This is a genomic window from Microbacterium sp. LWO12-1.2 (assembly GCF_040675875.1).
Taxonomy (GTDB): Bacteria; Actinomycetota; Actinomycetes; order Actinomycetales; family Microbacteriaceae; genus Microbacterium.
The window spans coordinates 3,249,867-3,270,128 of sequence record NZ_JBEGII010000001.1 but is presented as its reverse complement, the minus strand read 5'-3'; the positions used below and the strand labels follow the sequence as shown (position 1 = coordinate 3,270,128).

19 protein-coding genes are annotated in these 20,262 nt (G+C 65.4%); 11 read left to right on the top strand and 8 right to left on the bottom strand.

The window, feature by feature from the left end; all coding sequences use genetic code 11:
- Positions 1–97: 97 nt before the first annotated feature.
- From MRBLWO12_RS15640 to dnaA, 4 genes are all read right to left on the bottom strand, one after another.
- On the bottom strand, positions 98–610 hold the full coding sequence (locus MRBLWO12_RS15640) for a DUF721 domain-containing protein (RefSeq protein ID WP_363557088.1): 513 nt from the start codon (positions 608–610) through the stop codon (positions 98–100).
- Positions 603–1,826, bottom strand: coding sequence for a DNA replication/repair protein RecF (gene recF, locus MRBLWO12_RS15635; RefSeq protein ID WP_363557086.1), 1,224 nt, complete (start codon positions 1,824–1,826; stop codon positions 603–605). The genes MRBLWO12_RS15640 and recF overlap by 8 nt, the downstream gene beginning before the upstream one ends.
- 72 nt (positions 1,827–1,898) lie before the next feature.
- Entirely contained in the window at positions 1,899–3,041 is a 1,143-nt protein-coding gene (gene dnaN, locus MRBLWO12_RS15630) for a DNA polymerase III subunit beta (RefSeq protein ID WP_363557084.1), read from the bottom strand.
- 494 nt (positions 3,042–3,535) lie between these two features.
- Positions 3,536–4,948 carry a chromosomal replication initiator protein DnaA gene (gene dnaA / locus MRBLWO12_RS15625; protein ID WP_363557082.1) on the bottom strand — a complete coding sequence of 471 codons (1,413 nt, stop codon included), beginning with the start codon at positions 4,946–4,948 and terminating at the stop codon, positions 3,536–3,538.
- 319 nt (positions 4,949–5,267) lie between these two features.
- Between dnaA and rpmH the strand changes: the two genes are divergently transcribed.
- The 11 genes from rpmH (at position 5,268) to MRBLWO12_RS15570 (ending at position 14,771) form a co-directional block, all read left to right on the top strand.
- The gene (rpmH, locus tag MRBLWO12_RS15620) at positions 5,268–5,405 is read left to right on the top strand and encodes a 50S ribosomal protein L34 (RefSeq protein ID WP_045278552.1); all 138 of its coding nucleotides are present in this window, start codon (positions 5,268–5,270) and stop codon (positions 5,403–5,405) included.
- Between the two features lie 6 nt (positions 5,406–5,411).
- Positions 5,412–5,768, top strand: a complete 357-nt coding sequence (gene rnpA, locus MRBLWO12_RS15615) for a ribonuclease P protein component (RefSeq protein ID WP_363557080.1) — start codon at positions 5,412–5,414, stop codon at positions 5,766–5,768.
- Positions 5,765–6,115: a membrane protein insertion efficiency factor YidD gene (gene yidD / locus MRBLWO12_RS15610; protein WP_363557078.1), complete on the top strand. Its 351-nt coding sequence runs from the start codon at positions 5,765–5,767 to the stop codon at positions 6,113–6,115. The genes rnpA and yidD overlap by 4 nt, the downstream gene beginning before the upstream one ends.
- A 3-nt stretch (positions 6,116–6,118) precedes the next feature.
- Positions 6,119–7,189, top strand: a complete 1,071-nt coding sequence (yidC, locus tag MRBLWO12_RS15605) for a membrane protein insertase YidC (RefSeq protein WP_363557076.1) — start codon at positions 6,119–6,121, stop codon at positions 7,187–7,189.
- Positions 7,186–7,677, top strand: coding sequence for a protein jag (locus tag MRBLWO12_RS15600; protein ID WP_363557074.1), 492 nt, complete (start codon positions 7,186–7,188; stop codon positions 7,675–7,677). Before yidC ends, MRBLWO12_RS15600 begins: the two co-directional genes overlap by 4 nt.
- A 34-nt stretch (positions 7,678–7,711) precedes the next feature.
- Positions 7,712–8,335, top strand: coding sequence for a 16S rRNA (guanine(527)-N(7))-methyltransferase RsmG (gene rsmG, locus MRBLWO12_RS15595; protein ID WP_363557072.1), 624 nt, complete (start codon positions 7,712–7,714; stop codon positions 8,333–8,335).
- Positions 8,336–10,456: 2,121 nt separating this feature from the next.
- Positions 10,457–11,383: a ParA family protein gene (locus MRBLWO12_RS15590; RefSeq protein ID WP_363557070.1), complete on the top strand. Its 927-nt coding sequence runs from the start codon at positions 10,457–10,459 to the stop codon at positions 11,381–11,383.
- Positions 11,383–12,345, top strand: coding sequence for a ParB/RepB/Spo0J family partition protein (locus MRBLWO12_RS15585; protein ID WP_363557068.1), 963 nt, complete (start codon positions 11,383–11,385; stop codon positions 12,343–12,345). Before MRBLWO12_RS15590 ends, MRBLWO12_RS15585 begins: the two co-directional genes overlap by 1 nt.
- 63 nt (positions 12,346–12,408) lie before the next feature.
- Complete coding sequence (locus MRBLWO12_RS15580; RefSeq protein ID WP_363557066.1) at positions 12,409–13,857, top strand: sugar porter family MFS transporter; 1,449 nt, start codon at positions 12,409–12,411, stop codon at positions 13,855–13,857.
- Between the two features lie 9 nt (positions 13,858–13,866).
- A complete protein-coding gene (locus MRBLWO12_RS15575; protein ID WP_363557064.1) occupies positions 13,867–14,202 on the top strand; it encodes a tryptophan synthase subunit alpha in 336 nt (111 codons plus the stop codon).
- Positions 14,202–14,771, top strand: coding sequence for a GrpB family protein (locus MRBLWO12_RS15570; RefSeq protein ID WP_363557062.1), 570 nt, complete (start codon positions 14,202–14,204; stop codon positions 14,769–14,771). The genes MRBLWO12_RS15575 and MRBLWO12_RS15570 overlap by 1 nt, the downstream gene beginning before the upstream one ends.
- A gap of 123 nt (positions 14,772–14,894) precedes the next feature.
- On the opposite strand, the gene trxA is transcribed toward MRBLWO12_RS15570, so the two are convergent.
- The 4 genes from trxA to MRBLWO12_RS15550 form a co-directional block, all read right to left on the bottom strand.
- Positions 14,895–15,218, bottom strand: a complete 324-nt coding sequence (gene trxA, locus MRBLWO12_RS15565) for a thioredoxin (RefSeq protein WP_017203843.1) — start codon at positions 15,216–15,218, stop codon at positions 14,895–14,897.
- Positions 15,219–15,285: 67 nt separating this feature from the next.
- Positions 15,286–16,260, bottom strand: a complete 975-nt coding sequence (trxB, locus tag MRBLWO12_RS15560) for a thioredoxin-disulfide reductase (RefSeq protein WP_363557060.1) — start codon at positions 16,258–16,260, stop codon at positions 15,286–15,288.
- 119 nt (positions 16,261–16,379) lie between these two features.
- Positions 16,380–18,011, bottom strand: coding sequence for a murein biosynthesis integral membrane protein MurJ (gene murJ / locus MRBLWO12_RS15555; protein WP_363557058.1), 1,632 nt, complete (start codon positions 18,009–18,011; stop codon positions 16,380–16,382).
- Positions 18,004–20,199 carry a DUF6049 family protein gene (locus tag MRBLWO12_RS15550; RefSeq protein WP_363557056.1) on the bottom strand — a complete coding sequence of 732 codons (2,196 nt, stop codon included), beginning with the start codon at positions 20,197–20,199 and terminating at the stop codon, positions 18,004–18,006. The genes murJ and MRBLWO12_RS15550 overlap by 8 nt, the downstream gene beginning before the upstream one ends.
- Between the last annotated feature and the right edge of the window lie 63 nt (positions 20,200–20,262).

Below are 20,262 nucleotides of genomic sequence, written 5' to 3'. Positions count from 1 at the left end.
ATATCACGAACTCCCATTCTAGCCGGGTTTTGTCGTGAAATCCCGCTCAACGGCCGCGTGTGGCCCTCTGAGCCGTCTGGACCCTGCCGATGGTGTCCTACCCGTAGGTATCGCGTGGGCCCCGCCCTGGGACGGCTCTGGGACCCCATTTCCAGGAGGGAACGTCCGGTCCGATGAAGCGGAGGTTCTCCACGCCGGCATCCGGATAGCGTCGCCCGATCTCCGTGACGATGGTCGCTCGCATGTACTGGAGGTTCTTCGCCCAGGCTGTCGAATCGCACTTCACGGTGAGCAGACCGCGCTCGAGCGAGACCGGCTCGGAGTGCTTCGCGGTGTCGGCGCCCGCGAGATCCGCCCACTGACGCACCAGGTCTTCACGGGCGAGCGTGGTCTGCCAGCCGGAATCGCGACTGAGCTTGTCGAGCACATCCCCCAAGGTTCCCGGGTCACGACCGGGTGTGAACGGAGCATTGTCGTCGTCGTCGCGGATGCGACGCTTCCGCTTCCACGAGTTCGGGCTCGGCTTGAGACCGCGGAGGCGCAGGTAGGTCGAGACCGTCTCCGGAGCATCGGATGCCGCCGCGGCGAGGTTCATGGAGATGTCAGTCATGTGTCGCCTCCTGATCCGTGTCGTTCCCGGTCGCCGCGCCGGCCGAAGCCTCACGATCATCGCTGATGGTTCCCGCAGTGATCCGCACCACGTGGGCGTGCAGCACCTCAGGAATATCCTCCTCCACGGCCGCCGTGACCACCACCTGCTCGTACCCCGCGGTGAGATCGGCCAGACGTTGGCGACGGTTGGCATCGAGTTCGGCGAACACATCGTCGAGGATCAGCACCGGATCGCCAGCGGGCGACTCGCTGCGCAGCAGTTCAGCCGAGGCCAGGCGCAGCGCGAGGGCGACCGACCACGATTCTCCGTGCGACGCATATCCCTTCACCGGAAGGGAACGCACCCGCAGGATCAGATCGTCGCGATGCGGCCCGGTGAGCGTCAGACCGCGGTCGAGCTCGCTCGACCGCTTGGCGAGGAGCGAGGCGCGGAACAGCTCGGCGATGTCTGCCATGGTCTCGACCGCCGCAGCTCCCGCGGCCTCCGCCCGACCGGCATCCTCTTCCGGATCGGCGCCCCGCACCGACAACGCCCATTCGAGTTGTGGCTGATGATCAGCACCGGCGATCGCGGCATAGGCATCGGCCACCGGCTTCTGCAGATCCGCGGCCAGCCGCTGTCGAGCGACGATGATCTCGGACCCGAGCGACACCAGCTTGTCGTCCCAGACATCAAGGGTGCTCAGCGCCTCCCCCTTGATCCCGCGGGCACGCGCGGACTTGAGCAGGGCGTTGCGTTGCTTGAGTACGCGGTCGTAGTCGGCGAGAACCGCGGAAAGACGGGGTGTCCGCTGCACGAGCAGTTGATCGACGAAGCGGCGTCGCGACGACGGATCTCCCCGCACGATCTGCAGATCCTCCGGCGCGAACAGCACCACGTGCGCGTACCGGGGGAGCTCGTTCGTCTTCGACGGGGATCCGTTGATGCGCGCCTTGTTCGATCCCTGGCGGTTCAGCTGCACCTCGACCAGCACCCGGCGCTCACCATGCGAGAGACGAGCGCGGATGATCGCGAAATCCTGGCCGTCACGCACCATCGGCGCGTCGGAGGACACTCGGTGGGAACCGAGCGTCGCAAGGAACACGACCGCTTCTGCCAGATTCGTCTTCCCCTGCCCGTTGAGGCCGACGAGGACGTTCGGCCCCGGATGCAGCGCGAGATCAGCGGTCGCATAATTGCGGAAATCGACCAGACTCAGGTGCTCCACAATCACGGCTTCACACTACCTTCGGCGTCTGACACTGGACACACGACGAGACGAGGACGCCCCGAACGGGAACCCGGATCAGCGCAGGAGCAGGTTCGGCTGCAGCAGGTACTTGAAGGAATCCAGGCCGGCCTGGTCGACCGAGGTCTGGCTCGTGATGAGAACCGGGCTCAGCTTGTTGGCGTTGTCGCTCGACGTGAACGTCACCCGGACGAACTCGCTCTTCACAGCACCGAGCGCTTCGATCAGGTACTGCGGGTTCAGTCCGAGGGTCACCTCGTCACCACCGTTGAGGATCGCATCGACCGACTCCGATGCTCGTGCGTGCTCGCTACCGGATGCGTCCATCGTCACGCTGTCGCTCGAGAACGTGAAGCGCAACGGAGCGGCGCGGTCGAGCACCAGTGCGACACGACGAACGGCCTCGACCAGATCCGCCGTGTTGACGACCGCGTAGTGTTCCGTCTGCTCGGGGAACAGTCGGCGCACGGGCGGGAAATTGCCCTTGATCAGGAGAGAAGTCACTGTCTTGTTGCCCGAGGTGAACGCGATGATCTCGCGGTCGCCGGCACCCGAGAAGGCGATCTGGATCGTGCCGGCGTGGCCGAAGGTCTTCCCGACCTCGAGCAGGGTGCGAGCCGGAACGAGTGCCGTCGTCTCGACGGACTCTCCGTCCCAGGGCACATCGCGCAGGGAGACCCGGTAACGGTCGGTGGCGACGAGGCTGAGGTTGTGACCCGACACCTCGAGCTGCACACCGGTGAGGACCGGGGTCACGTCATCGCGGGATGCAGCGAAACCGACCTGGGAGATCGCGGTGGCGAAGTCATCGGCGGGAACGACGCCGGACGAGCCGGAGACCTCAGGGATCGAGGGATATTCCTCGACAGGCATGGCAGCGAGGGTGAATCGTGCGGAACCGCAGGTGACGGTGATTCCCCCGTCCTCCTCGACGGCGATCTCGATCGGCGCGTTCGGAAGGCGGCTCGCGATGTCCGACAGCAGGCGACCGTGCACGAGGATCGTGCCAGGAGTGTCGACCGTTGCTTCGATCGTCGTGCGCGCGGATGCTTCGTAGTCGAAGGCCGAGAGCGTGAGCCCGGAGCCATCCGCCTCGATCAGAACTCCGGCGAGGATCGGCTGCGGATTGCGCTGCGGCAGAAGTTTGACGACGAACGAGACTGCCTCGCTGAAGACATCGCGGTTGACCTGAAACCTCACTGGTGCTCCCTTGTCGTCGTTCTGCGACGCGTGTCGTCGTCTTTCCCTGTGCAGGGCTTCCCATGCTAGCCCCAGAGTCACACGTATCCCTACGCCCGAGGGATTTGTCATTCGGATCCCGGTTTTCACACTCTCTGGTGATCGGATCGCGCCTTAACTGGTTTAACTCCTTAACAGTGTTAACAGCTGTGGATTCTGTGGATAACTCGGTGGATAGCTGTCGGGAGTAAGGAACTACACAGTTGTCACTTGTGGAATCCCTGAGGAAACCGGGGGCGTGGGGCCAGGGAGTCGTTCTGAGCTTCCCCGGAGTTATCCACAGGTTTGACTGATCGACCCACATTCATGCGTCGCAGTTCAACAGTCATCCACAAGTTATCCACATGTGCATAGAGGCATCTATCCGTAGCGCGGACGGCGTGTCAGATCAACAGAAAAGGGGGACACGGCACCAGAACGGATGCGGTGTCCCCCTTCACACAGGCGTTACGTGGTCAGCGGCGACCGAGTTGCGTGGTGATCTCGGTGACCTGGTTGTAGATCGAGCGCCGTTCCTTCATGAGCTCGCTGATCTTCTTATAGGCGTACATCACGGTCGTGTGGTCGCGGTTTCCGAAGAGCTGTCCGATCTTCGGAAGAGAGAGACTCGTGCGCTCACGGCACAGATACATCGCGATCTGGCGCGAGGTCGCGATCTGCTGTGATCTGCTCGATCCGTAGAGGTCGTCGACCGTGAGCTTGAAGTACTGCGCTGTCGCCGTGATGATGTCGGTCGGCGAGATGATGTTGTCCTCGGCCGTATCGATGATGTCGCGCAGCACGGTCTGAGCGAGAGAGATGTCGAGCGCCGACCGGTTGAGGCTCGCGAACGCGGAGACTCGGATCAAGGCACCCTCGAGCTCTCGGATGTTCGACGAGACCACGGTTGCGATGTACTCCAGCACCTCGTCGGGGATGTGGAGCGCCTCGCTCTGGGCCTTCTTGCGGAGGATCGCGATACGCGTCTCGAGGTCGGGGGCCTGCACGTCGGTGATCAGACCCCACTCGAACCGGCTGCGCATCCGATCCTCGAAGCCGGTGAGGTGCTTCGGTGCGACATCGCTGGTGATGACCACCTGCTTGTTGTGATCGTGCAGCGTGTTGAAGGTATGGAAGAACGCTTCCTGCGTCTCCGCTCGTCCCTGCAGGAACTGGATGTCATCGATCAGGAGGATGTCGACCTCGCGGTAGCGCGCCTGGAAAGCCGCGCCCCGGTTGTTCGCGATCGAGTTGATGAAGTCGTTCGTGAACTCCTCGCTTGAGACGTATCGCACCTTGACGCCCGGATAGAGCGACTGTGCGTAGTCGCCGATCGCGTGAAGGAGGTGCGTCTTGCCGAGTCCGGAGTCTCCATAGATGAAGAGGGGGTTGTACGCCTTGGCCGGTGCCTCGGCGACCGCGACCGCTGCGGCGTGGGCGAATCGGTTGGACTGACCGATCACGAAGTTGTCGAAGGTGTACTTCGGGTTGAGCCGGGACTCGTGCCGCATCGGTGTCGGCTGTTCCATGGGGGACTCGACCCGCACATGGTCCTGCCGCGCGAAGTCGCCGTCCTGTCGTCCGAACTCGGACACGGCGATCGGCGCGGTCGGCTGCTCGGCGAGCTCATGGTTCACGACGACGCGGAAGGCGGTGACTTCGTCGCCGAGGTGCGTCAGTGCCTCCATGATCGGAAGACGGAGTCTCTTGTTGATCTGCGCCGCGGTGAGGTCGTTGGGCACTTCGAGGTACAGCGTCGCGGCCATGACGCCGGCGGGGACGGCGAGGCTGAGGAATCCCTGCAACTGAGGAGTGACGCGATCGTCGGACTCCAGCAGCTCCTGCACCGTGGTCCAGATCGGAACGTCGGGCTGGGCTGGTGTGGACATGACGCTCCGCGCGGGGGTTTCGATGAGGGTTCCCCGATGCCGCGGTCCCCTGTGGATAACTTGCTCTGCCACGGTAGTCATCCCGGCTGTGAACGGCAACCTGCCCTTGGAAACACGCGAGCGTGTTGTACCCGTGGAGAGAGCGTGGGTTGTGGATAATGGCTGTGCGGTTCACTCTGGACGCCGTATGCCTCAGCGCGCAGATTTGCTCTGCGCGCCGCCAAGACGTACCCTTACTTGGTTGACTTATGCCATTTTTGGCAGTACCCCATGTCTCCGGTCGCAGTGAACCCGGTGGCAGCATTCCCGGAGTGATTCCATGACTAAGCGCACCTTCCAGCCCAACAACCGTCGTCGTGCCAAGAAGCACGGCTTCCGTGCTCGCATGCGCACCCGCGCCGGCCGCGGCATCCTCGCCGCTCGTCGCGCGAAGGGCCGCACCGAGCTCTCCGCGTAGTCCGCTGTGCTCGCCCGCCCGTATCGGCTGACCCGCGGGAGCGACTATCGACTGGTCGTTCGACGTGGATCCCGTTGTGGCGGGGCGCGCGTCGTGACCTCGATGTTGTCGACGGGCGAGAGCACTGCTGCACGGTTCGGTTTCATCATCAGCAAGCAGGTGGGGAACGCCGTGGTGCGCAACTCCGTACGTCGACGACTCAAAGCCGTCTGTGCGGAGGCGCTGCCGCGCGTCCCCGAGGGCACGGATGTCGTCATCCGTGCCCTTCCTGCGTCTGCCACCGCGACCTATGCCGAACTGAGCGCGGATGTGAACCGCTGCCTCGGTCGACTGAGTGCCGCGCCTGCCGAGGTACGGATATGACGGCGCTCCCGGCCTCCTCCATCGGCGAGGCGCATCTGCAGGGTCGCGATCTGCTGCGGAGCATCCCGCTGATTCCTCGCAACCTGGTGTTGGGCTTCCTCTCGGGTTACCGCACCGTGGTGTCTCCTCTGTATGGAGATGTCTGTGCGTACTACCCCTCCTGTTCCGCCTACGCTGTAGGTGCAGTGCAACAGCACGGCGCTGTGCGGGGATCCCTGGTCTCTGCCTGGCGCATCCTCCGTTGCAACCCTTGGTCTCGCGGTGGCGTCGACGACGTACAACCGCACAAGCACTTCCGCTACGACCTGACTGCTCGCGGTTTCGTCGTCCCTGCCCGAAAGGACTGATCAGTGGGTCTTGATCTCCTGCTAGCCAGCACCACCCCCAGCGACGCACCTGCGAGCGGTGGCTTCGACCTGCTCGGCACCATTCTGTGGCCGCTGAAGTGGGTCGTCGAGATGATTCTCGTCGCCTGGCATTGGCTTCTCACCGCGGTGGGTCTCCCTGCTGCTTCCGGGCTCACATGGGTGCTGTCGATCGTCGGTCTCGTCATCGTGGTCCGTGCCGCTCTGATCCCGCTCTTCGTGAAGCAGATCAAGAGCCAGCGGAAGATGATGGAAATCGCTCCTGAACTGCGAAAAGTTCAGGAGAAGTACCGAGGCAAGAAGGATCAGCTCTCTCGCGAGGCCATGAGCCGCGAGACCATGGCGCTGTATAAGAAGCACGGCACGACGCCGATGTCGAGCTGCCTGCCTCTGCTGGTGCAGATGCCGATCTTCTTCTCACTCTTCAGCGTGCTGAGCGATGTCAGCAAGCACGCCAAGGACAGCATCGGAGGCGTGGGTCTCCTCAACCCGGAACTCACCCAGCAGTTCTACGACGCCAAGCTCTTCGGTGTCGCCTCGCTGCACGAGACGCTGGGGAATGCCGTCGACACCGGCAACACCACCGCGATCATCATCCTCGTCACGCTCGTCGTGCTCATGATCGCGTCGCAGTTCTTCACCCAGCTGCAGATCATCTCGAAGAACCTGTCGCCCGAGGCCAAGACCGGCCAGGCGTACCAGATGCAGAAGATCATGCTCTACGTGCTGCCGCTCGGCTTCATCTTCTCGGGCATCTTCTTCCCGCTCGGCGTCGTCGTGTACTGGTTCATCTCGAACCTCTGGACCATGGGACAGCAGTTCCTCGTGATCCGTGAGATGCCGACCCCCGGTTCCGAAGCTGCGAAGGCGCGTGAGGAGCGGCTGGCCCGCAAGGGCAAGGCGATCGATGCGACGGGCAAGGTCGTTCCGATGTCGGTGTACGAGGCCGAGCAGCAGCGCAAGCTCGAGGAAGTCGAGAAGGCCAAGGCCGAGGCTCCCAAGCGTCAGCAGCCTGTCGGCAAGAAGCGTGCGAAGAAGAAGGGGAGCGCCTCATGACCGAGAGCGTGACGGAGAGCGTCGAGCCCACGGTGGCTCAGCTCGAGAATGAAGGCGATGTCGCTGCGGACTACCTCGAGGAGCTCCTCGATATCGCCGACATCGATGGTGATCTGAACCTCGACGTTCGTCAGGGCCGCGCGTACGTGTCAGTGGAGGCGGAGGATGACGGACTCGCCCTGCTTTCCGCGCCGGATACCGTGCAGGCTCTCCAGGAGCTGACGCGTCTCGCCGTGCAGAACAAGACCGGTGGATTCTCGCGACTGATCCTCGACATCGGCGGATCGCGCGACATCCGTCGTCGACAGCTCGAGACGCTGGTCGATGCTGCTGCCGCAAAGCTCGACGAGGGCTCGTCGCAGGCATCCCTGCCTGCCATGTCGAGCTACGAGCGCAAGCTGGTTCATGACATCGCTTCGGACCGCGGTCTGGTGTCAGAGTCCTACGGCGAGGGCGCCGACCGGCACACGGTCCTCCGTCGTCGTTGATGTTTCACGTGAAACATCGCTCGGGAGTCCGGCCATGACCGGCCTCGAGCAGGAGCCCGCCATCGCTGCGGAGCTCTTCGGTGATCGGATCGATATTGCGCGCGCCTTCACGGATTCCCTCGCGCGCGAAGGGGAGGAACGTGGCCTGATCGGGCCGCTGGAGCTTCCTCGCCTGTGGACACGACACATCCTGAACAGCGTGATCGCAGCCCCGCTCTTCCATGGATCTGTGGCGGACATCGGTTCCGGCGCAGGCCTTCCCGGGCTCGTGCTTGCCATTGCTCGACCGGATGTGGAGTGGACCCTGATCGAGCCCATGGAGCGTCGCGTCAACTGGCTCAATGAGCAGGTGACGGAGCTGGGGCTGGAGAACGTAGAGGTTCACCGTGCCCGCGCCGAGGACGTGCGTCGCCCTGAGGGTTTCGACGTCGTCACGGCGAGAGCCGTCAGCGCGCTTCGCACCCTCATTCCTCTCACTGCCCCGCTGGTCAAAGACGGCGGAGAGCTGGCGTTGCTCAAGGGCATGAACGTCGACAACGAGATCGAGGCTGGACAGAAGGCCATCAAGAAGTTCCGACTGTCGAACGTACGCGTCGAGGTTCTCGGCGAAGGAGTGCTGGGCGAGACGACTCGTGTTCTGCGGGCGGTTGTTCGCTAGTTTGTCGGCGGGATGTTTCACGTGAAACATACTGATCGCGTCTGAGGATGCCTGGGTTGCTTGTGGGCGACTGAAGGCGATACTCCCTTCGTTCGCGGAACGCGCACCCTCCCTGCAAGCGGGTCCCCTCCCGATCCTCACTCCGGGAGCATCCCCTTCAGTCACAGCGTTTCGTTTCGGCCGAGACTTCGGTGCTTGTTGGCTTCTAGTTGGTAGCGGGGTGTCGCCGCAAGAAGCCGCTTCGTCGGGGGAGGAGAGCGTTTCACGTGAAACATCAGCCGTTGATCGAGTGGTTGGATCGCCATCGAGTCCTGTGCGGAGATCATGGTGAGTGGCGACTGATGCGGTGGTTTCGCGGGGCGTGATCTGCGTCAGGTGGGGGATGTTGGGCGCGCCCTGGGGTGCCGATTGTGCGCTGGGTGTGAGCAATAGTCTCAGGTGAGGCTGCTCTTGCGCACGGGGGTGCAGCGGCTCGGTGCGAGGGATGTTTCACGTGAAACGGTGGCATCTGTTGCGGTTGCGCTGTGCATCTGGTGCGCTGGCTATGAGTTGCTTGAGTAGGTTATCCACAGGCTCGCCGCTGTGGCCCGGAACGAGACGAGGGCCCGCTAGCCCTGTGGTTCACACGAAACACGGCGACATCTGACGGCTGGCGGCCGATGTTTCGGGAACGAGCCGGCGTCTGCTCCACAGATCCATCCACAGGGCTGGGTCCTCTGTTCAGCGATGGATCCGTAGCTCGGGGGAGATCGCGTTTCACGTGAAACATCAGGGGTGAGTCGCGCGCGACGCGGGTGCGCCCACTGTCCTCGGCACTACTGTGCGGTGCTCGACACTGAAGATGGGTCGTGTTCGTGTTCGTGTTCGTGTTCGTGGTCGTGGTCGTGGTCGTGGTCGTGGGGTGCCTGCCGTGTGGCGCGTGAGGACACTTCTGCATGCGAGCCGGTCGACTTGGTAGCCCGGTGGACGAGCGCGCACCGTGTGCGCTGATCCCGATCTGGCCGATGGTGGGTTCGGGCAGGCAGGGGCTATGTCCGTCGCCAGGAGTAGGGCGTCACTCTGATCCCGTGGCCCGAGTCCCATGACGCTGTGGTGCTGACGACGTCGCTGCGCAAGACGTGCACCCATTGACGGCGGTCGGTTGTTTCACGTGAAACATCGGCCTCCGTGAAATGGTGAACGGGGTGAGGCGGCCTCATCGTCGACGTGGGCGCCGACGCTGGTCGGAGGGATGCTCGAATCCAGGCACACATGGGCATGTTTCACGTGAAACATCGACCTGTGCCCGAGGGCGACCGTCGTCAGGAGCGAGGGTTCCACCCGCGAGTTGGCCATTCTCGGCCGCTGGACCAGAGCAAACGTAGGAGCGTTTCACGTGAAACACGCCTATATCCGCCGTGTGTGGGCGCACGTCCGTTTGTGCAGCCGCGGAGTCGCTACCTGAGCGCGTGCCTAGCCAGCTCGCGTCGCAGCTACGCGCCCTATCGACCGAGCCAGAACTCACGCGGTATCGACGATCCCGAACTACTCCAGTGGGGAACCCGCTGGCCGTGCTGGCACACGGGACACCGTAGGGATGGCCTTACGCCGGAGCGACCCGGTGGAGCGGGGGAGGGCCGGTGTCCGGTCGCCCGGCCCTTACCCGCCAGCGCGGCACCGCATTGCGGGAGGACCAGCACGTGTTCTTGCCGCAGGCGATCCGCACACGGCAGTGTCGGTGACCCAGCCGCACACTGAGCCGGCGCCCCGCGCCGGGTCTGACGCCACCCAGCCGCGGTTCCTCCGCGCGAGTCCGTCTCGGTGGGTGAGTGCAGCACCCTCAGCAGCCAGGACCTCGGATCTGCTGCGTAGCTCGCGCATGGTGGTTGCGGGCGAGGGCGTGCCGCCGAACTGGCGATCAAGGCAGGACCAGCGCCGCGAGGGAGGGGTGGACGAATAGCAGGAGAGGGGACGCGCCCGCCACCCCGCGAGGTCTCACAGGGCCACAAAGCGGATCGTCATCGGTGTGCGCGCAGCCGTGGACCGCGGAAGCCGGCCGAAGAACCCGCCAGAAGTCCTGATCATCCGACAATCAACGTCCTCCCCAGCTATTAGAGTGGAACGCGGCCCCGAAAGGAGTGGATGTTTCACGTGAAACAGTCCGAAAAGGCATCCTCGAACGATTCGTTCGGTACGGATACACCGCTCGCGCGGGAACTTGCAGACCTCTCCGCTCGGCGGCGTGCCCTTGAATCCGCAAAGGTGGAGTTCTCGGGGGATACACGTGTGCTGACGGTTTCCAATCAGAAGGGTGGCGTCGGCAAGACGACCACAGCCGTGAATGTCGCTTCGGCACTTGCCGGACTCGGTGCCAAGGTCCTGGTGATCGACCTCGACCCTCAGGGCAACGCCTCCACTGCGCTGGGGGTTCCACACAGTGCGGACATCCCGAGTGTCTATGACGTGCTGATCGAGGAGTTCCCGCTCGCCGACATCATTCAGCAGAGCCCGGAGAACCCGAACCTCTTCTGCGCACCGAGCACGATCCACCTCGCGGGCGCCGAGATCGAGCTGGTCGCCCAGGTCGCCCGTGAGCACCGCCTGCGCCGGGCTCTGGAGGAGTACCTCACGAACAGTCCCATGGACTTCGTGATCATCGACTGCCCACCCTCGTTGGGCCTGCTGACGATCAACGCGTTCACTGCGGCGTCTGAGGTATTCATCCCCATCCAGTGCGAGTACTACGCCCTGGAGGGGCTCAGCCAGCTGCTCGGCAGCATCCAGATGATCCAGAAGCACCTCAATCCGGCGCTTCACCTCTCTACGATCCTGCTGACAATGTTCGACGGGCGTACCCGCCTGGCGCAGCAGGTCGCCGATGAGGTTCGTACCCACTTCCCGACTCAGGTGCTGGAAACCGTCATTCCCCGCTCGGTGCGGGTGTCGGAAGCCCCGAGTTTCGGTCAGACCGTGATCGCCTACGATGGGCAATCCGCCGGCGCGATCGCGTATCGCGAGGCCGCTGTCGAGATCGCGTCGCGCACAGCGTCGCAGAGCAAGGAGAAATGATGGCGAAGCGCACTGGATTGGGCCGCGGTATCGGCGCTCTCATCCCCACCGCCGATCAGTCCGAGCGTCCCGTGGACGTGTTCTTCCCGGGGGCCAGCCTGCGTGCGGCGCCGGAGAGCACGGCGCCGGTGGTCGAAGCGGAGTTGGAGGCGGTTCCCGGCATCCATCTCGTGCAGGTCGACCCGCAGAAGATCGTGCCGAACCCGCGGCAGCCGCGCACGCACTTCAACGTCGAGGACCTCGCCGAGCTGGTGCACAGTGTGCGCGAGTTCGGTGTGCTGCAGCCCGTGGTGGTGCGCAAGAACTCCGACGGCGACTACGAGCTCATCATGGGGGAGCGGCGTACCCGCGCGGCACGTGAGGCCGGCCTGGAGACCATCCCCGCGATCGTGCGGGAGACCGCCGACGAGGATCTGCTGCGCGATGCGCTGCTCGAGAACCTGCACCGTTCCGAACTGAACCCTCTGGAAGAGGCATCGGCCTACCAGCAGCTTCTGGAGGACTTCGGCATCACGCAGGAGGAGCTCGCGACGCGGATCGGACGCTCTCGTCCGCAGATCAGCAACACGATCCGTCTTCTCAAGCTCCCCGTGCCCGTGCAGCAGCGCGTGGCCGCCGGTGTGCTGACCGCCGGACACGCACGGGCGATCCTGAGCCTCGACAACGCCGAGGCCATGCAGCGCCTCGCAGACAAGGTCGTGAACGAAGATCTCTCCGTCCGTGCGACGGAAGAAGTCGCCAAGCACCAGCCGGCGGTGGCCGGCTCGACCCCCAAGCCGACGCCGGGCGCGCGACGCGCCTACCTCGACGAAGTGGCCGGAAAGCTCGGCGATCGCCTGAACACCCGAGTCAAGATCGCGCTGGGCGCGCGTAAAGGCCAGGTCACAATCGATTTCGCTTCCATCCAGGATCTGAACCGGATTCTCGAAGAGCTCGGCGAAGAGGGTTACGGCAAGAGCTGACGCCGCCCCGCGCGGACCTCGACAGGCCTAGACTCCCCTTCAACAGACGTCGGGGAGGACATCATGTCAGCGACACCATCGGGTTCAGCTCTGAGGGGTCGCGTGATCGCGATCAGCATCGCGGCGGCATTGGGCGGATTCCTGTTCGGTTTCGACACCGCGGTGATCAACGGCGCGGTGGATGCTCTCGCGGGCGCAGGCTCGGGCTTCGACCTCGGAGTCGGGCTCAAGGGCTTCGCCGTCTCCTCCGCGCTGATCGGCTGTGCGGTGGGCGCCTGGTTCGCCGGTCCGCTCGCCAACCGCTACGGGCGCATCCCCATCATGGTGGCGGCAGCGATCCTGTTCCTCCTCTCCTCGATCGGATCCGGCCTCGCGTTCAGCGTCGTCGACCTCATCATCTGGCGCGTCGTCGGCGGACTCGGCGTGGGAGCGGCATCCGTCATCGCCCCGGCCTACATCGCCGAGGTCTCGCCGGCGCACATGCGCGGTCGTCTGGGATCTCTCCAACAGCTCGCCATCGTCACAGGTATCTTCGTCGCGCTGCTGTCCGACGCGATGCTCGCCGACGTCGCCGGGGGAGCTGCAGAGCCGCTCTGGGGCCTCTACGCCTGGCGATGGATGTTCATCGCCGAGGCGATCCCCGCCATCGTCTACGGAATCATGGCACTGCGTCTGCCGGAGTCTCCGCGCTACCTGGTCGCCAAGGGCGAGCTGAAGAAGGCCTCAGAGGTCCTGACAGCCGTCACCGGGACCGTCGACGTCGACGCGAAGATCAAGGAGATCACCGGAACGATCAACACTGAGCGCTCCGAGTCGCTGCGTGATCTGCGTGGAAACCGCTTCGGTCTGAAGCCGATCGTCTGGGTCGGCATCCTGCTCTCCGTCTTCCAGCAGTTCGTCGGCATCAACGTCATCTTCTACTACTCGACCACGCTGTGGCAGTCCGTCGGCTTCGGCGAAGCGCAGGCCCTCACGATCACGGTGATCACCTCCGTCACCAACATCGTCGTGACGATCGTGGCCATCCTGCTGGTCGACAGGGTGGGCCGGCGCATCATGCTGCTCGTGGGCTCTGTGGGCATGACGATATCGCTCGGCTTGATGGCTCTCGCCTTCTCGTTCGGCACTCTGGATTCCGCCGGCGCGGTGACGCTTCCCGACCCGTGGTCCACGGTGGCGCTGATCTGCGCCAACGCGTTCGTGGTGTTCTTCGGTGCGACCTGGGGCCCGCTCGTGTGGGTGCTCCTGGGCGAGATGTTCCCGAACTCGATCCGTGCCGGTGCTCTGGCGGTCGCCGCGGCAGCGCAGTGGGCGGCGAACTTCTTCATCTCGACGACCTTCCCGGCGTTCGCGCAGATCGGGCTTCCGTTCGCCTACGGGTTCTACGCGTTCTTCGCACTGCTGTCGTTCTTCTTCGTCTACTTCCAGGTGGCGGAGACCAAGGGCAAAGAACTCGAGGAGATGAGCGAAGACGTGAAGGTCGAGCGCCGACCTCGCCGCCCTCGCGCGTAGGCTGGAGATATGACCGAGTCCGTCCCCCGTCGCGCCAGCCTGGAAGTGCTGCGTGCAGAGGCAGCCGACGAACTCGCCGTGCTGATCCAGGAGCGCCTCCTCGGCGGTGAGGACCCCTGGGAGTTCATGGAGGAGCTGCCGAGCGTCGACGAGCTCGTGGTGTATCTGCTCCGCGCCGACAACATCACCGCGAACGACGGCGTGCGCCCCAATGCCGCTCGGCACTACCGTGTGCTGCGTCAGATCGCCCTGGAGTATCCGGAGCTCACTCCGGCCGTCTGGGGGCTCCTGGACGAGAAGCAGCGCCACCGGCGCTGGGACCCCTCGGTCGCCGACGCCTCCTGATGCCGCGGCAGCTCGTCTCGTACGACCCGTCCTGGCCCGCTCAGTTCGAGCAGATCGCCGCTGAGATGCGTGCGCACGGCAACCCGGCGTGGATCGTCGAGCACATCGGATCGACGGCGGTGCCGGGGATGCGGGCGAAACCCATCATCGACCTCGCCGTGCGGGTGGACGATGCCGAGGATCTCGCCCGGCATCGGGATGCGCTTGAGCGCCTCGGATGGCGACTCGGCAGCGGCGTGCGCACCCACACGGTCATGGTGTTCGAACGCGACGGCATCCGTACCCGCATCGCCCACTTCTTCACGGCTGCGGAGTGGGACGACGTGAACCAGCGCATCCTGCGGGACTGGCTGCTCGCGCATCCGGACGACGCCGATCGCTACACGCACGCCAAGTGCGATGCCGTGGCGGCTGCGGCGCAGGGGCGCTCGTCGTACAACGCTGCGAAGACGCCGGTCATCCAGGAACTGGTCGATCGTGCACGGGAGGCGAGGGGATTGCCATCCGTGCCGGTGTCGGACAAGGAATGGACGCCGACACTTCCCGGAGGACAGGACAATTCCCTGTGACGAATCGCGGTGACAGGTCCGCGATTCGTCACAGGGTCCGCGATTCGTCACCTTGCGGGGCGGGTGGGATGACGAAAGGCCGCCGCCTCCCGGAGGAGACGACGGCCTGAGACGTAGCGGGACTCAGCCGATGAAAGCGGCGAGGTCCTTCTCGAGAGCGAACTTCGGCTTCGCGCCGATGATGGTCGTCTTGACCTCACCACCGCTGAACACCTTCATCGCCGGGATCGACGTGATCTGGTACTTCATCGCCAGCTCAGGATTCTCATCCACGTTGAGCTTGAGGATGGTGATCTTGTCGGGGTTATCGGCCTGGATCTCGTCCAGCACCGGGGCGACCATGCGACACGGGCCGCACCATTCCGCCCAGAAGTCCACCAGCACGGGACCGTCGGCCTGCAGAACGTCCTGCTCCCAGGTCGCCTGGCTCGTAGCCTTTGCACTCATCAGAGTTCTCCTTGATTCGAGGTTCGTCTGCTACAACAGCCGACGAGGTGAAACTGTTCCCGCCGGGTCACGCAGTGAGGATCTCGGCGGCCTCCGCAGCCGGGAACTCGACGGAGGCGTCGTCAAAATCCGCCAGGAAGTGCTCCGCGTCGAGGGCCGCGACCGTCCCGGAGCCGGCAGCCGTGATGGCCTGACGGTAGGTGGGGTCGATCACGTCACCCGCGGCGAAGACGCCGGGCACGGAGGTCACAGACGAGCGGCCGTCGACCCAGATGGTGCCCTCAGCCGTGAGCTTCAGCTTGTCGTGCACGAGGTGCGTACGCGGGTCATTGCCGATCGCGATGAAGACGCCGTCCAGCGGCAGGTCGCTCAGGGTGCCGTCGACAGTGGAACGCAGCTGGACGCCGGTGACGGAGTCTCCACCGAGAACCTCTGCGACCTCGCTGTTCCACACGAACTCGATCTTCTCGTTCGCGAACGCGCGCTCCTGCATGATCTTCGAGGCGCGCAGGGAGTCCTTGCGGTGGATGACGTAGACCTTCTCCGCGAAGCGCGTGAGGAAGGTCGCCTCCTCCATCGCGGAGTCACCGCCGCCGACGACCGCGATCGTCTTCTCGCGGAAGAAGAAGCCGTCGCACGTGGCGCACCACGAGACGCCGTAGCCCGACAGGCGCTCTTCGCCCTCGATGCCGAGCTTGCGGTAGGCCGAACCGGTCGCGTAGATCAGCGACTGGGTCTCGTGCTCCGCGCCGCTTCCGAGGATGACCTTCTTGACGGGGCCGTCGAGCTGCAACTCGGTGACGTCGTCGTAGACGACCTCGGTACCGAACTTCTCCGCCTGCTCCTGGAACTTGGCCATGAGCTCCGGTCCCTGGATGCCCTCGGGGAAGCCCGGGTAGTTCTCCACCTCGGTGGTGTTCATCAGCTCGCCGCCGACCTCGACCGAGCTCGCGATGAGCAGAGGCTTGAGGTTCGCTCGGGCCGCGTAGATGGCAGCCGTGAATCCGGCGGGGCCGGAGCCGATGATGATGACCTGACGCATGTGCTCTCCGTCTTAGAAACTGCAGTCGAATGACCTTCGAGTGCTTCAACCCATGGTAGCCGCGCGGCATTCCCTGACCAGGGTCGCGCGCCGGGCTGTGAGACGGCTCAACGGACGCGTCAGCGTGAGGGCAGGAACCGTCGCACCAGAGAACCGGCGACCTTGAGCTCCGGGGCACGCATCAGGGCGAGGATGCCGATGTAGACCACGACCACCACGAGGCCGATGACCGCGGTGCCGATGGCCCCGAGGAACTGCCCCCCGACCATCCAGCCGTCCGCGCCGCCGGCGAGCAGGTACACGCCCCAGCCCGCGAGCCCGGCGGGGATGCCGGCCACGGCGAAGCGGCCGATCGTGAGCATCCAGCTCCCGACCTGCAGGCCGCCGATCTTGCGGTGCAGCAACCAGGTGGCCACCACGGTCTGGAGGATGCTCGCGATCGACTGACCGAGGGCCACCGCCGCGGCGAGAGAGGTGATCGGGATGACGTCGGCCTCGAGCAGTCCCCAGGCGCCGAGCGCGGTCGCCACGATGAGCACGCACTGGAAGATCGTGAACCAGAACGGCGTGCGGGTGTCGTCGTAGGCGTAGAACGTGCGCTGCACGATGAAGAGGATCGTGAGCGGGATCAGGCTCACGAGGTAGCAGAGCAGCACGAGGGCGGCGGCTTCGGACGCGCTCGCGGCGCTGACCTCTTCCGTGGCCTTCGAGAAGACGCGTGAGGCAGGGATGGCCGCCGCGGCGACAGCGGCGACAGCGGCAACGATGAAGAACAGCAGCGTCCGGATGCTGCGAGCGATGTCAGAGCGCACCTCGCCGTCGCGGCCGGCCGCCGCGTGCTCGCTGATCTGCGTGAAGTACGGCGTCCCGATCGACAGCACGATGACCGAGTACGGGAGCATGAAGATCAACCAGGCGTTCGCAGTAACCGTCGCCGAAGCTCCGGCGCCGGCCGCCTCGCTGATGATGAACCCCTGCAGCATCCCGGCGGCAAGACTCGCGAATGCCATCAGGAAGGTCCACCCGGCGAGGCGTCCGACAGCGCCGAGCCCCACGCCGCGCCACCGGAAGTCGGGCTTCAGGGCGAGACCGGTGCGACGCCAGAACACGAGGAGCACGACGGCCTGCAGGGCGATGCCGAGGGTCGCCGTGCCGCCGAGTGTGTTGATCATGGCGGGCGTCCACTCCGCTGCGTTCGTGGAGACCGGAGCGAACACGGCGCCCAGGATGAGGAACCCGATGATCGAGACGACGTTGTTGATGACCGGAGCCCACGTGAACGGACCGAAGATGCGACGGGCGTTCAGGGCCTCGCCGAGGAGTGCGTAGAGGCCGTAGAAGAGGATCTGTGGCAGACACCAGTACGCGAGCGCCGTGGCGAGAGCCAGGATCTCGGGCGTCGCCTTGCCTGCGGCCAGATGGACCAGCCACGGTGCCGCGGCCGTCGCGATCCCGGTGACCACGACCAGGACCACGGTACCCAGCGTGAAGAGCTTCGAGATGAAGGCGTTGCCGCCGTCGGCATCCGCAGCCGCCTTCACGATCTGGGGGACGATGACGGCCGTGAGAATGCCCACGGAGATCAGCGAGAACACGCTGTTCGGGAGCTGGTTGGCGTAGGTGAAGGCGTTGGCGGGTCCTGAGAACGAGCCGATCACTCCGACCAGCACGATGCTGCGCAGCAGTCCCGTGAGGCGGGACACCATGGTGCCGGCGCCGATGACGGCGCTCGCGCGACCGAGGCTACTCATTCGGCTTCTCGGTCGAGCCAGCATCCGGGGCGGTGTTCACGACGTCCTCTTGCACGGCATCAGGATCGGCGGCTGCATCTGCATCCGCCGCGCTTTCGTTCGCCTCGTTTCGACGGCGTCGTACGGTGCGCCACACGCCCAGACCGATCAGCACCACGATCAAGCCGCCGAGGACAGCGAGTCCGATGGTCTCCCACTCGGCTCGCACGGCGACTCGTACGCTCTCGGTTCCGCCGATCGCCACGCCGGTCGGGCTCGACAGGCTCAACCGGAGCGTGAGCTCACCACTGCCGACGCGGGCCGACACCGGGACCTTGACGCGCGTGCTGGAGTTCGCCGGCACCTCGGCGGTGGTGACCTGCTCCACATCGAGGCGCAGGTCGGTCGGGATGACGGTCAGCCGAACGGTCACCGGCCAGGGCAGGTCGTTGCGCACCCGGAAGGGAAGGTCGGCTGCCGCGGTCAACAGCTGGATCGTGCTCGAAGGGGGGATGCTGACGGCGCCCAGGGTCTCGCGGGTCGCGTCGCGGTGCTCGAGGACCTCGGCGTCGAAGGAGGCGGTCGGGATGCCGACGGCGAGAGTGCGCAGGATCCGGATGCGCTCCGGGCTGAGCAGCAGCGCGGGATCCGCGAGGATCGTCGAGAAGCCCGTGAGGGTGCTCTCGTCGGCGAGCAGCTCGTTCACCGCGGCGGCACGGGCTGCGTCGGGTTCCGCCGTCAGTGACGCGGCCGCGGCGGGCGTGGCACGCAGATCTGTGAGACTGAAACCGGCGGTGTCCGCCGTCGAGATCGCATCGCGCAGCGCATCGGCACTGCGCGTCTCGTCGCGCTCGAGTCCGACCAGCAGGGGAGACGTCGGGGAGCTCTGCGCGGCGACGGCCAGATGCGCGGTGGCAGCGGCCAGGGCGCGCTGGCGGGCTGCGGGATCGTTCTCTGCAGCAGCCTGCGACAGCACCGCCGATGCCGCGTCGACGGTGACCAGGAGCCCCGACGAGCCGGCTGTGGCATGGGCCGACACTGCTCCGTCGACACTGCTCGACGGGAGGACCGTGAGCGGCGCTCGGCCGAGGTACTCCTCGAAGGTGGCCAGATCGTCCTGCGTGACATCCCCGCGCGGCCAGAGGATGCCGGGTGCGGCGCCGTCGACCTCCGAGAGCGCGGCATCGTCCGGGAATGCAGGGGAGTCCGTCGCTGCGGGGGAGGGTGTGGCCGTCGTATCGGGTGCATCGGTGATCGGGGCGGCCGGCGTCTTCGGGAAGTTCCGTTCATCGAGGAACGGTGCGAGCGTGGTCGGCTGCAGGAGCGACGGGAGCTGAGCATGCGCCTGCGCGGTGGCATCCGCGTCACCGAACTGGAGAGCGAACCTCTCATTCGGAAGATCGTCGAGGCGGGCGAGCCACTCGGTCGCCGAGGCGGGCGCCGCCGTACCGAGGACGCGGATCGACGCCATGATCGCCGGGTCGATGGCGAGAACCGCTGCGGTGCCCACGACGCCGTCGAGCTGAGCGGTGAGCGCCCCGTCTTCGGCGGTGAGTGTGCTGAGCTCCTCCGCCGTGAGCAGCGCGCCCCCTGCCGGCGTCGCCGTGATCGGCACGAGTACGCCGATCTGCGCGGTCTGGCCGGCCGTGATGACAAGGACGCTCGTCGCGGCCACCTCACGGTCGACCTCGTCGTCGGATCCGGGTGTCCCCGTGCTCGCGCCCGTCAGGGCCGCACGCAGCGGGTAGACGCCGGGAGCGATGTCGCCGAGCACGTCATCCGGAACGAAGACGGTCGTCGTCTCCTCGTCACCGGCATCCACGGTCGTCGTCGTCTCACTGCCGAGGGTCGTGAAGTCGCCGGACGCATCGCCGTCGTCGAGCCAGGTCGTGATCGCGTCGTCGTCGGTGAGCGGAGTGCGGTTGATCTCCACGAGAACCCGTCCGCCGCTCAGCTGCGAATCCGTCTCGTTCTGCACCGTGACGACGGCAGAGGTCGAGCCGCCGGGGGCGACCGCACCGCGCGCACCCGCCGATACGTAGAGTTCGACCGTCTGGTCATCCTTCCCCGGGGAGTCGTCGGTCGCGCCGACCGCTGCACTCGGAGCCACGAATCCACAGACCCCGAGTGCGATCGCGAAGACCGCGGTCCTGCGCGTGAGTCGCAGAACGCGCGCACGGAGGCCGGTTTCGGGGGTGGTCACGGTCATGAAGGTCTTCCTCGAACGCCCGGGACAGGGGCTGATCGTGAGTACTGACCTTGTGATTCTAGG

Coding starts and splice junctions, on each gene's coding strand:
- MRBLWO12_RS15640 (WP_363557088.1), bottom strand. CDS start 610: ATGACTGACATCTCCATGAACCTCGCCGCGGCGGCATCCGATGCTCCG.
- dnaA (WP_363557082.1), bottom strand. CDS start 4,948: ATGTCCACACCAGCCCAGCCCGACGTTCCGATCTGGACCACGGTGCAG.
- rpmH (WP_045278552.1), top strand. CDS start 5,268: ATGACTAAGCGCACCTTCCAGCCCAACAACCGTCGTCGTGCCAAGAAG.
- yidD (WP_363557078.1), top strand. CDS start 5,765: ATGACGGCGCTCCCGGCCTCCTCCATCGGCGAGGCGCATCTGCAGGGT.
- MRBLWO12_RS15600 (WP_363557074.1), top strand. CDS start 7,186: ATGACCGAGAGCGTGACGGAGAGCGTCGAGCCCACGGTGGCTCAGCTC.
- rsmG (WP_363557072.1), top strand. CDS start 7,712: ATGACCGGCCTCGAGCAGGAGCCCGCCATCGCTGCGGAGCTCTTCGGT.
- MRBLWO12_RS15590 (WP_363557070.1), top strand. CDS start 10,457: ATGTTTCACGTGAAACAGTCCGAAAAGGCATCCTCGAACGATTCGTTC.
- MRBLWO12_RS15585 (WP_363557068.1), top strand. CDS start 11,383: ATGGCGAAGCGCACTGGATTGGGCCGCGGTATCGGCGCTCTCATCCCC.
- MRBLWO12_RS15580 (WP_363557066.1), top strand. CDS start 12,409: ATGTCAGCGACACCATCGGGTTCAGCTCTGAGGGGTCGCGTGATCGCG.
- MRBLWO12_RS15575 (WP_363557064.1), top strand. CDS start 13,867: ATGACCGAGTCCGTCCCCCGTCGCGCCAGCCTGGAAGTGCTGCGTGCA.
- MRBLWO12_RS15570 (WP_363557062.1), top strand. CDS start 14,202: ATGCCGCGGCAGCTCGTCTCGTACGACCCGTCCTGGCCCGCTCAGTTC.
- trxA (WP_017203843.1), bottom strand. CDS start 15,218: ATGAGTGCAAAGGCTACGAGCCAGGCGACCTGGGAGCAGGACGTTCTG.
- trxB (WP_363557060.1), bottom strand. CDS start 16,260: ATGCGTCAGGTCATCATCATCGGCTCCGGCCCCGCCGGATTCACGGCT.
- murJ (WP_363557058.1), bottom strand. CDS start 18,011: ATGAGTAGCCTCGGTCGCGCGAGCGCCGTCATCGGCGCCGGCACCATG.
- MRBLWO12_RS15550 (WP_363557056.1), bottom strand. CDS start 20,199: ATGACCGTGACCACCCCCGAAACCGGCCTCCGTGCGCGCGTTCTGCGA.